General features: G+C 61.6%; 9 protein-coding genes. 5 read left to right on the top strand and 4 right to left on the bottom strand.

The genetic code is table 11. The annotated features are described in order from the left end of the window. Window positions 1-525: 525 nt before the first annotated feature. Window positions 526-1,290 (bottom strand): hypothetical protein, encoded by a 765-nt coding sequence (locus ACFVHU_RS18520; protein ID WP_105658967.1) that lies wholly within the window; start codon window positions 1,288-1,290, stop codon window positions 526-528. A 113-nt stretch (window positions 1,291-1,403) separates the two neighbouring features. On the opposite strand from ACFVHU_RS18520, the gene ACFVHU_RS18515 reads away from it, so the two are divergent. Together ACFVHU_RS18515 and ACFVHU_RS18510 are read left to right on the top strand one after the other, a co-directional pair. Beyond that, entirely contained in the window at window positions 1,404-2,594 is a 1,191-nt protein-coding gene (locus tag ACFVHU_RS18515) for an alanine racemase (protein ID WP_105658968.1), read from the top strand. Beyond that, complete coding sequence (locus ACFVHU_RS18510; protein WP_286134401.1) at window positions 2,591-3,892, top strand: D-arabinono-1,4-lactone oxidase; 1,302 nt, start codon at window positions 2,591-2,593, stop codon at window positions 3,890-3,892. The genes ACFVHU_RS18515 and ACFVHU_RS18510 overlap by 4 nt, the downstream gene beginning before the upstream one ends. Here ACFVHU_RS18510 and ACFVHU_RS18505 read toward each other — a convergent pair. Both ACFVHU_RS18505 and ACFVHU_RS18500 read right to left on the bottom strand, forming a co-directional pair. Continuing rightward, window positions 3,889-4,926: an endonuclease/exonuclease/phosphatase family protein gene (locus ACFVHU_RS18505; protein WP_105658970.1), complete on the bottom strand. Its 1,038-nt coding sequence runs from the start codon at window positions 4,924-4,926 to the stop codon at window positions 3,889-3,891. The two genes, ACFVHU_RS18510 and ACFVHU_RS18505, sit on opposite strands and share 4 nt — an antisense overlap. A 73-nt stretch (window positions 4,927-4,999) precedes the next feature. After that, the gene (locus tag ACFVHU_RS18500; protein WP_105662732.1) at window positions 5,000-6,670 is read right to left on the bottom strand and encodes a thiamine pyrophosphate-binding protein; all 1,671 of its coding nucleotides are present in this window, start codon (window positions 6,668-6,670) and stop codon (window positions 5,000-5,002) included. Between the two features lie 461 nt (window positions 6,671-7,131). Between ACFVHU_RS18500 and ACFVHU_RS18495 the strand changes: the two genes are divergently transcribed. The 3 genes from ACFVHU_RS18495 to ACFVHU_RS18485 all read left to right on the top strand — a co-directional run bounded on the left by ACFVHU_RS18495 (window position 7,132) and on the right by ACFVHU_RS18485 (window position 8,739). Further along, entirely contained in the window at window positions 7,132-7,413 is a 282-nt protein-coding gene (locus ACFVHU_RS18495) for a hypothetical protein (protein ID WP_388026047.1), read from the top strand. Between the two features lie 566 nt (window positions 7,414-7,979). Next, window positions 7,980-8,288: a hypothetical protein gene (locus ACFVHU_RS18490; protein ID WP_332489301.1), complete on the top strand. Its 309-nt coding sequence runs from the start codon at window positions 7,980-7,982 to the stop codon at window positions 8,286-8,288. Window positions 8,289-8,553: 265 nt separating this feature from the next. Next, complete coding sequence (locus ACFVHU_RS18485; RefSeq protein WP_388026044.1) at window positions 8,554-8,739, top strand: hypothetical protein; 186 nt, start codon at window positions 8,554-8,556, stop codon at window positions 8,737-8,739. Between the two features lie 68 nt (window positions 8,740-8,807). On the opposite strand, the gene ACFVHU_RS18480 is transcribed toward ACFVHU_RS18485, so the two are convergent. After that, on the bottom strand, window positions 8,808-10,289 hold the full coding sequence (locus ACFVHU_RS18480) for an amino acid permease (protein WP_105662734.1): 1,482 nt from the start codon (window positions 10,287-10,289) through the stop codon (window positions 8,808-8,810). Between the last annotated feature and the right edge of the window lie 414 nt (window positions 10,290-10,703).

Below are 10,703 nucleotides of genomic sequence, written 5' to 3'. Positions count from 1 at the left end.
TGCAATGCCTCAAGCAAATGTTATGTATTCACCAAATAAAAATATTCGGTATCAACAAACTTGGCACACTATTGAGTTCTCAAACAACAAACACTTACCGGTTCTTTACCCACCATTCCAGGCGGTAATTTCGTCCAGCGTTATATTCATATTCTATAACTTCGAATTCCTGAAAGTCAAATCCATTGTTTGTGATTTGAACCAGTATTCTCAGTTCCCATTCTTTTCAATTGTTGTCCACAAGACTGTGGAAAAACCTTGATTTTCTGGGGTTCTGCCGCCGTTTCACATCCGGTTATTTCTTCCGTTTTGTTCTCGGCGACAAGGAAAAACTATACACAGGTTTTGGGGGTCCTGCAAATCGGGTGGGTGGTTTTTGACGGTGACCGTGCACACTTAATTCCGGAGCGCCGATTAAAGCCCGGGTTCATGCGGTTCGGTGCTCGCAAAAATCTGTAAAACGCATAAAAATTCGTCTTAAAAGCCGGTAGCCGACCACCTCAGTGGCCGGCTACCGCGATTCAGCTAGTCCTCGACGATCTCTGCGTCAATGACTCTAGGATCATCCAGGGGCAGAGAGCTTGGCGCCACCGTGGGAATGCCGGCGAAGGCCACTGCCGCATTCTCGATCACGCGCTTGGCCATATATCGATTGCCTACGCCACCGATGGCCGCGCCGACCCCAAACGGAACCAAACGGCCGATGGTGCTAGCCGCTTGGGTGCCAATGATCTTGCGCAGGAACTTCTTCTGCATGGTGCGCTGCATTGCAGAGTAGATGCTCGTGGACTTGCTGGCACCGAAGGACTTGGCCCATCCCTGGATTGGACCCCCACCGCGACCTGCGGCCTGGGAAGTCAATCCGGCAATCATCGAGCTGCCCTCATCGCCCATCATGATGCCCATAACCAGGACTCGTGAACGATCCGGATCGTCGATGGCTATGCCGTGCAGCTCTGCCAGGCTTTGCGCATACAGCGCCGAGGCTTCCAGGAAGCCCAGGGTCGCAGCTATGGATAGGCCCAGGGCGATACCGGTACCAACAGCGGGAACGGCTGCGGTTCCACCCACGGCTGCACCGGAACCGGTAACTACGCGCAGGTAATCGCGCTCGACAATAGCTGCCAGCTGGGCAGTAGTAGCGTCAGGGTGCTTTTTGCGCAGCCGCTTGATGTAGGCAAGCACCAGCGGGCGCTGCACGCCGATGCCCTTCATGATGGCGTCCTGCACGCCGGAGCGCGGCTTTCCATCTTTGCCAATCAAAGTCATTGAAATCGGATCGTTTTTCATGATGGCTCCAGCTTAACCGCAAGACCCTGAGAGTTACCTTGGTCTTTGCGCTTTCAAGCAAGCGTCTTGAAAAATTCCTTGAAACTCCCCGACGCTGGTGCAAGAGTTGGCCTATGAAGAACGCTCAGGCCAAACGGTATAACCACGCCTTGAAAAGCGCCGGGATCTCGGAGCATCCGGTCGCGCTGCTCGATCTGGATGCCTTCGATTCCAACGTGATCGCCCTGCGCGAACGGGCCGGAGGTCTGCCGATTCGCATCGCGTCCAAATCCCTGCGTGTACGCAAGGCATTGGAACGGGTCCTGGATGAGCCCGGTTTCCGCGGCGTTCTCTGCTTCACCTTGGCCGAAGCATTATGGCTGGCCAGCCATGGCTTGAAGGACTTGGTGGTTGCCTACCCGCAAACCGATGCCGAAGCGATCAGCCGGTGGGCCGCCAGCGAACAGGCACGCGAAGAGGTAACGCTCATGGTGGATACCCAAGAGCAGTTGGATTTGATCGACAGGATCGCACCGGGGCACGGGCCGCTGAAGGTCGCCCTGGAACTGGATGCTGCCTATTACCCCAGCAGCAACCTCCGTATCGGCGCCGCGCGTTCCCCGCTGACCCGGCCGGAACAGGTCGCCGAACTGGCCGCCCAGGTGCACCGCCGGCGCAACTTCATCTTGGACGGGCTGATGGGCTACGAATCCCAAATCGCTTCGGTCCCCGATGGGGGTTTCAGCCCCAGGGCACTGATCGCCCGCAAGCTGCGCCAAGCCAGCGCCGCCGAACTGGCGGACCGCCGGGCCGAAACCGTGGAATTGGTACGGGAGCTCGGCGACCTGCGGTTTGTAAATGCCGGAGGTACCGGTTCGGTAGAAAGCACCATCCAAGAACCAGCGGTAACCGAAATCGCCGCGGGCTCAGGATTATTCGCGCCCGCGCTCTTCGATTCCTACCGCGCATTCCGCCCCACCCCTGCCCTGTACCTGGGATTCCCGGTAGTACGCCGTCCCGATGAGCGAACGGTCACCATCCTTGGTGGCGGATGGGCCGCATCGGGCCCAGCCGGCAAGGACCGCTTGCCCACCATCGAGCATCCCAAGAAGCTTCGCTACCTGGCCATGGAAGGCGCCGGCGAAGTGCAGACTCCGCTCACTGGCCCCTCGGCGCATCGCATTGCCATTGGCGATACCGTGTGGCTGCGCCATGCCAAGTCCGGTGAACCGGCCGAACGGGTTAATAAGGCGGCGGTGTACTCCAAGGGCAGGATCGTCGAACAATGGCCTACTTACCGTGGAGAAGGGAAAGCATTCCTGTGAGTACTTTCAGGAATTTCGCACGCACCGTGGTCTCCCACCCAGCAGCTGTCCATTCTCCGCGCAGCATCGCAGAATTAGCGCAGAGCCTGGAGCAGGCCGCCGACCAGCACCAGCCGGTGCGCACCGTCGGCGCAGGCCATTCCTTCACTCCGCTGGCAGATACCGACGGGATCTTGCTGAATCTGGATGGCTTTCGCGGCATCGAGGAAGTCGACGCTCGCACCCACGAGGTGACGTTCCGCGCCGGAACCCGGCTCTGGCAGATCCCCGCCCTGCTCAGGCCCTTCAACCTCGCGTTGGAGAATATGGGAGATATCGACAAGCAGTCGGTCGCTGGAGCAATCAGCACCGGCACCCACGGCACGGGCCTGGAATTCAGCGGATTCAGCGCAACGGTCACGGGAGTGCAGATCATGCTGGCCGATGGCACCCATCTGCGCGCCAGCGCGCAGGAGAATAGCGAATTATTCGAGGCGTCCCGGCTTGGCCTGGGAGTACTGGGGGTGCTCACCCACGTCCGGCTGCGGTGCGTTCCCTACTACATGATGCGTGCGGCCGAATCCATCGAACCCATCGGGCAGATCGCCGAAAGCTTTGTTGATCGTGCCCGGCAAGAAGACCATCTGGAATTCTTCTGGTTCCCGGGCACCAGCAAAGCCCAGGTGAAGATCAATACCCGGCTCGACGGCCAGGTCCCTGCCGATCAACCGCCTGCGGTGGCCCGCTGGCTGAACGATGAGCTGCTCTCCAATGGCGCGTTGCAGCTGCTCAGCTCGCTGAGCGCAGCGGTCCCCCGGACCACTGCCAAATTGAATGAGGTGGCTTGCGCCGCCCTGCCGGAGCGCAGCAGCATCGCGCCATGGAATGAAGCTTTCACCAGTGCGCGACGGGTGCGTTTCACCGAGATGGAGTATGCGCTGCCGCTAGCTGGCTTCGATGAAGCTTTCGCGAAGGTGCGAGCGTACTTCAGGCGTTCGGGAGTTGGAGTTTCCTTCCCTGTCGAGGTGCGTACCGCGGCCGAGGACTCCACCTGGTTGGGTACCGCCAGCGGCAGGCAGACAGCGTACATTGCCGTGCACCGCTACATTCGGGATAAGGCTCCGGGATACTTCCCGGCCATGGAAGAGATCTTCCGTTCTTTGGGCGGCCGGCCGCATTGGGGCAAGGAACATAGCCTGCAAGCAGCGGATTTGGCGCAGCTCTACCCGAAATTCAGCGATTTCACGAGGGTGCGCCAAACTGCCGATCCGGAGGGACGATTCCTCAATCCTTATCTGCGGGGTTTGCTCGGCATCTAGAACTGGACATCGGTCCAGATCAGCGGGCTTGATGCTTTCACCAAGTCCGGCACCGTTCCGGGCAGGGGCTGGGAACTGCTTGGCGGATGCTCCTGGATGCGGCCCTGGCCCAATACCTGCCAAGTTGCGCTGGGGACCAGGTAGCTTCCGGAATCATTCAAAGCGTTCGCGCGCTTGAGCCCCTGGAGGAATGGTTCAACGCGATCTGCCGCGTTCTCCTGCAAGCCAAGTGCGCCGGCGATGACATAGCGGTCTTCGCCGACTCCTTCTGCTTGCTCGCCCTCATCGGTGCGAACGTAGTCCTCTCCGGCCAGGTAGCCGGTGAGAACCTTCAACTCATCAGCCTGGCGTGCCTTGGCGAATTCCTGGTCCTGTGCATCTGGCTGGGTTTGGGTCGCAAGAATATGCACCGGCTCGCCACGGTATTGGATGGGAATGTCCCACAGCCCGGTGCTCATCACCGGAATGGAGGCGGCCAGCACACCAGAGAAGTCGGTGTGGTGCATCATGTCGTTGGCAACGTCCTGCCACTTGAGCTGGGAAACGCTGGTGACCTGGTCTTGTGCAATCGGGTACTTCGATAGCACGACAATCGAACCCTGCTCGGCGAATGCGGCCTGGCCCCACGCATCCTCGGCGCCGCCGATGACGCCATCAGCGTTCAGATCGGCACCGCTTTGCAGGCCCTTGGAGCCCACGGCCAGGTAGGAATACCCGTATTCCACATCGGCGCGGGCATCGTCGGGATTGTTCAGATACTGGTCGTTCAGTGCATCAACCGCGTCCTGGGTGGCGTCCATATCTGTCAGAACCACCACGTCCGCATTGGCGCTGCTGATCTTGTCTGCAACCTGCGCCGCCTGGCGGTCGGATCCGCGCATCAGGTTCGCGGGCAGCTCCTGGGGGGTTTCGCCGCTGAGATTTGCCTGGATGGTTGCCACGCGAAGCGAGGTCTCGGAAAGCTGCGCTGCGCTGGCACCCGCCGAGTCGCCAGGGCCAGTGGGTGCAGCAAAAGCGCCGGTTGCGGGGAACATCAAAAGTGCCCCTAGACCCAGACTTGCTGTTCCGACTAATAACTTGCGCACTCAACCACCCTACGACGTTCGGCTACCGCTTGCCACCACCTTTACCGGATTGTAATGCCGCAGCCGCGGCGGCCTTCTTGTTCGCGGAAAGGACCTCGTCCATATAAGGAGCACGCACATGCATCGAGACACGGGCATCCACCAGGCACACGCCCCGGGCTCCGGCATCCACCCACTGCTGGACCCCGGCGAGGTCTTCGAGCGTGTCAACGCGGATTCCGGTGGCTCCCATGGCCTTGGCGATACCGGCGAAATCCACGGTCGGGATCAGCATCGGGTCTTCGTGCAGGCCGACGGATCCGTACTGGTGGATTTCCGCTCCGTACGCGGAGTCGTTGTAGATGACGATTACGCCACTTTCCACGGTGCGAACGATCGATTCGAGGTCCGCCAGGCCCATCAGGAAGCCGCCATCGCCGGCGGCCAGCACGACCGTGCGCCCCTGCGCCGCCGGGCCTGCGCCCACCATGGAAGCGATGCCCAGGCCGATGGACTGGTACGCGGTGCCCACGCAGCTCAAGGAGCGTGCACCGGTGGTCGACCAGTACATGGGCCCCCAGCCGATGAAGTGGCCGCCGTCTTGCACCAGCACGCGATTGGCCGGCAGGATCTTCTCCAGTTCGCTGGCCACGCGGCGCGGATCAAGCTGCCCGTCGGCGGCCAGGTCGTCACCGGCCGGACGGGTGCGCAGATTGGACAGGTCCAGGCTTGAACGCCATCCGCCCTGCGCCTGCTCCACCGCACCGAGCAGGTCCGCGGCGGCCAGGGTCGCATCGGCGGTGGCGAAATAGTCCACGCGCGGGTTGGTGGCGGCGCACCCCAGGTCGATCTGGATCAAGCTGGCATCCTGCGCGACCAGATCGCCAAAACGCATGGTGAACTGGTTCAACGAGGCGCCGAGCACCAATACCGTATCGGCCTGCGCGATGATCCGGGCGTTGGCCTCGGTGGAGAAGCCTCCGGTGATGCCCAAATCGAACTCGTAGTCCAGCAGGTCGCGGGCCAGCAGGGTACCCGAGGTGGTGGCGTCCAGCTTCTGCGCCAGCGACTGGACCTGCGCCGCGGCATCGATCGCGCCGCGGCCATAGAGGATGTGGGTGCGCTGCGAGGCGTTGAGCTTTCCAGCGATCTGCTCCAGCTGGGTGGAGTTCAGCTGCGGTGCCGGAGGGGTGCTGCGCAGGGAGGCGAAATCAGGCAGCTGCTCTTCGAGCGAATCCACCGCGGCCAAATCATAAGGGATCGCCAAAACAACCGGCATCCGTTCGCGCAACGCCAGGGCGGCCGCCTCCAGAGCGATGGCACCCGGGTTGTTGCGGTCAACGACGTAGCGCGGCGCTCGCACTGCTGTGTCGATCGCGGCCTGGTCGACGTCCCATCCACGCAGGCCGGAAGTTGGCGCGTCGCCGGTGACGAACAGCAGCGGGGTCCGGGCCGCGGCGGCTTCAGCCAGTGCGGTGATGGTGTTGGTGTAGCCGGCACCGTAAGTGGTGGAGGCGATGGCCAGCTTATTGGAGATGCGGAAGTAGGCGTCGGCGGCCGAAACGGCGGCCGATTCGTGGCGCACGGCGGTGTAGTCGAAGCCTGCACGCACTGCGGCGTCGAGGAAGTGGGCATTGCCGTTGCCCATCAATCCGAAGATCCGCGGGGCCAGCGGCTTGAGGGCGTGGGCAATGGCAGCTGAAACGCTAGACATTATGGACTCTTTTCAAGAAATCGTGCTGAAGAAATTCCATATATGTCTGCCGTTACCGGTTGCTGGACCGCAACGGGTATCGCCCCTTTTGAGAGCGCCGGAACCTGGCGGGGCCATGTTCCTGACTCACTGATGATAAGGCAGGAACCGCGCCTGGCGCTAGGCCGCTAGTGCGCCTTCCCATTAACACTTCCCCGGGGGCGATCTCGCAGCGTTCCGAGCGATGCGCCCACGCACCTCGGTCCTGCCCCCGCGCTTGGCTGCACCGGACGCCGAATGGCGCCACCGTGGCCTGCGCGCCGTGCACGGGGCCAAAAGTTTCACCCGGGCTCGGTGTTCGAAGTCGAAGTGTCATCCGAAAGTACCATGTACAGCAATTTTCAGATTCGATACTATCGAAATAACACTTAGTTGACTTGATCTTTATATGACAACTATCGGACATTATAGAGAAGGAAAGCATGCTGAAGTTCTTGGGAATCACCTCTGAAGCACCTGCCGACGGATCAATCCCCGCGTGGCAGGGCGTCTCCAAGAAGCACCGGGGCATCGCATTCGCCATTTCGCTTGCGCTGGGATTGGCCACGTTCCTGGTAACCCGCTGGCTGCTCTCCGACCTGCCGCCAGAAGGCTATTTGCCGCTCGTTCCCTGGAACGCGGCCGCCGCCATTCTGCTCATCAGCACGCTGGTGGCCGAGCGCGGATTGATCCGCAACGCGCCCTCCGAAACCTGCGAAATCTAGGGGCCAGAGCTGGGGGCGGTACGGAAAGCCGCACCCTCCCCCAACTTCGCGGAACTCGCCTGCAGCTCCTCAAATGCGGCGAACGGCGAATTCAACAGCCCGACGGGCATTAAGCGCCCGGTGCGATCCGCCAGCCATTCGTCATGGACGAGGCCAGCGACCTGCCCGGCTACAGCGAAACTGCCGATGGAGCGCTCTTCGACTACGACTTCGGGCTCAGCTACCAGGGCAAGTAGTTAAACACAGGCCGACTCGTCCATCACCCGCCTGGAGGACCGGCTGAACGCTTCGTGGCGCCTCCCGCAGCCTCAGGGCGATTCCGAAGGCCTCGACAATACGGACCATGTTCAACAGTTCCCGACTGCCATGGCTGTGTCGAGCACGGCTTCGAGGCTTGCCTCCACGCCCGGAGGAATCTGGATGGTCATGCGCGTTACCCCGTCACCAACCGTCAGCTGCCCAACTCTAGAAGACCGTCAGCTGCCCAACTCTAGAAGATGGAGCGTGGACATTCTTTGACGGCGCCGTCGATAGCTTTACCGTCGCGCTGGGGGGATGATTAGCTCATGGCTAGAAAAGACAGGACTGTAGACGTCGCTCAGGCCCGAGCGGCATTGATTATGGCTGCTATGCGGCGCACGATCGTTACCTACGGCGAACTGGGCAAGGCAATCGGTATCGAAGGAGTAGGCGTCTTCTACGAATTGAGGCACGTCCTGGACGACCTTTCCGATGACTGCATCAACCGTGGAGAGCCTTCGCTGGCAGCGCTCATCGTCAATAAAGACACGGGCGCGCCAGGCAGTGGGTGGACTGATGGCATCCGGCCTTGGCATACGGAGGTGCAGAAGGTCTTCCAGTTCTGGGCTTCCTGATTCATAGGCAGAGAAGAACCCCAGACCACTTCAAGCATTGCGCCCCCTCTTGTTGATGACAGTGCCGATGTACTCGCGGCTGCCAATCTTTCGCGGCCAAGCCGTCGGCGATGAGGAAGCGCTGCAGAACTTTTGCTAGTGAGCTCAAATTGGCGACGTGGAATTGAGACAGATTCGACGATTTCAAAGTCATCCCTCAAAACCCAACATATCCCCGAAAGGGGTATCCGAGAGTGCGGGCTTTTCGATCGTCGCCGGCTTCGGCATGTCCGACACCGCGCTGATGGACATCCTCTCGGGCAAGTTCGCCCCGCAGGGGCGCATGCCGTTCGCGCTGGCCGGCACCCGCGAAGCGATCACCGAGCAGTTCAGCGACCTGCCCGGCTACGGCGAAACTGCCGATGGAGCGCTCTTCGACTACGGCTTCGGGCTCAGCTACCAGGGCAAGTAGTTAAAGGGGCGGGACCCGGCATGCCTGTGGCTGCCGGGTCCCGCCCGCTTGCTGCGTGCTGCGCGCAGCTACTTTTCGTTTCCGTGGCTGGCCGCGTAGTCCTGCGCGCTCATCTGGCCCAGGCGCGAACGGCGCCGGCCGTAGCCAAGGTAGAGCGCTGCGCCGACGATCATCCAGATGATGAACACCAGCCAGGTATGCCAACCGAGCTGGCTCATCAGGAACAGGCAAGCGAAGATGCCCAGGATCGGGGTGAGCGGGTACAGCGGCACGCGGAAGGTGCGCTCGGCCTTGGGCTGGGTTCTGCGCAGGTAGATCACCGAGGCGCCCACCAGCGCGAAGGCGAACAGCGTGCCGATGCTGGTGGCGTCGGCCAGTGCGCCCAGCGGGATGAACCCGGCCGTGACCGCCACCAGGATGCCGGTGATCCAGGTGCCGGCGACCGGGGTGCCGGTGCGGGCCGAGACCTTGCCGAACACCGCGGGCACCAGCCCGTCGCGCGACATGGCCAGCAGGATGCGGGTCTGGCCGTAGAGCACGGTGAGCACTACCGAGGCGATGGCCAGCACGGCGGCGACCGCGAAGACCAGCACGAAGATCGGCTGCCCGGTCAGTTCGCCGATGATCTGCACCAGCGGCGCCTGTGCGCCTTCGAACCAGTTCCATTCGCGCGCGCCGATCGCCGAAACGGCCACCAGCACGTAGCTGATGGTCACGATCAGCATGGAGAGCATGATCGCCCGGGGCAGGTCGCGCTTCGGGTTCTTGGCTTCCTCGCCGGCCGTCGAGGCGGCGTCGAAGCCGATATAGGAGAAGAACACGCTCGATGCCGCCGCGGTCACGCCGGCGGCGCCCATTGGCAGCAGCGGCTCGAAGTTGCCCGCATTGAAGGCGCTGAAGGCGACGGCCGAGAAGAAGAGCAGGATGCCGGCCTTGATGGCCACGACGATCGAGTTCACGATGGCCGACTCGCGCGCCCCGCGCACCAGCAGCAAGGTGGCCAGTGCGACGACGATCAGCGCCGGCAGGTTCACCACTCCGCCGTCGGCCGGGCCGCCAGCCAGCAGCTCGGGCAGCTCCATGCCGAAGGTGCGCAACGTTTCGTTCACGTACTGGCCCGAACCCACGGCCACCGCAGCCACCGACACCGCGTATTCGAGCACCAGGCACCAGCCGCAGATCCAGGCGATGCCTTCGCCCATGGTGGCATAGGAATAGGAATAGCTGGAGCCGGAAACCGGAACCATGCCGGCCATTTCGGCATAGGACACCGCCGAAAGCAGCGCGGTAATGCCCGCGATCACGAACGAGATCCAGATGGCCGGACCGGCGATCGGCACGGTATCGCCGAGGATCACCAGGATGCCGGTGCCCATGGTGGCGCCGACGCTGATCATGGTCAGCTGCCACATGCCCAAGGTGCGGCGCAGCTGGCCTGCCCCTGCATTGGTTTCCGCTTCGGCGATCATATTCGTGATCGACTTGCGGCGGCGCAGCTGCGCGCCCAGCAGGGTGGCCGGACTGGAGCTCACGGACGGTTTGCGGTTCATCGCGGATCCTCAAGGGAAATGGTGGTGCTGCCTCGCCCCTGCCTAGGATGCGGCCGGGCGCTGCGCGTGGAAGTTCTGAACTGGAATATCATGTCATAATCCAGCTGGTCCCGACTTTTCAGGAATCCGGCGGGTTCGCACTAATTCCCGCTTCTTCTTGGGCATTAGCCGTATTTGCGCATCGCTCGGCAGTCAGCTTTTGAGATGGATTTCATGATCAGGAATGCATATTTATGCATTTTATTCCGCTTCGCGCACTCTCGCCTATCGAAAACCCCTGAAGTTTTCCACACTATTAGAAGACATGTTCGAACAAGCGAAGTATAATTAGAACATGTCCGAAGCAAAGGCGCACGGAAACAGCCTCACCCCACCAGCACCCCCCGAGGAATTCGACCTCCACGTCCAAACCGT

This window comes from Glutamicibacter sp. NPDC127525 (assembly GCF_042672105.1).
In the GTDB taxonomy this organism is placed as follows: Bacteria; Actinomycetota; Actinomycetes; order Actinomycetales; family Micrococcaceae; genus Glutamicibacter.
Note: the sequence above shows the minus strand (reverse complement) of the source record. Positions and strands in the feature narration are given on the sequence as shown.

Bases quoted from the DNA above. Each gene is read 5' to 3' on its own strand.
- ACFVHU_RS18480 (WP_105662734.1), bottom strand. From the start codon at position 10,289: ATGAACCGCAAACCGTCCGTGAGCTCCAGTCCGGCCACCCTGCTGGGC.
- ACFVHU_RS18490 (WP_332489301.1), top strand. From the start codon at position 7,980: ATGGCTAGAAAAGACAGGACTGTAGACGTCGCTCAGGCCCGAGCGGCA.
- ACFVHU_RS18520 (WP_105658967.1), bottom strand. From the start codon at position 1,290: ATGAAAAACGATCCGATTTCAATGACTTTGATTGGCAAAGATGGAAAG.
- ACFVHU_RS18515 (WP_105658968.1), top strand. From the start codon at position 1,404: ATGAAGAACGCTCAGGCCAAACGGTATAACCACGCCTTGAAAAGCGCC.
- ACFVHU_RS18495 (WP_388026047.1), top strand. From the start codon at position 7,132: ATGCTGAAGTTCTTGGGAATCACCTCTGAAGCACCTGCCGACGGATCA.
- ACFVHU_RS18500 (WP_105662732.1), bottom strand. From the start codon at position 6,670: ATGTCTAGCGTTTCAGCTGCCATTGCCCACGCCCTCAAGCCGCTGGCC.
- ACFVHU_RS18505 (WP_105658970.1), bottom strand. From the start codon at position 4,926: ATGTTCCCCGCAACCGGCGCTTTTGCTGCACCCACTGGCCCTGGCGAC.
- ACFVHU_RS18485 (WP_388026044.1), top strand. From the start codon at position 8,554: ATGTCCGACACCGCGCTGATGGACATCCTCTCGGGCAAGTTCGCCCCG.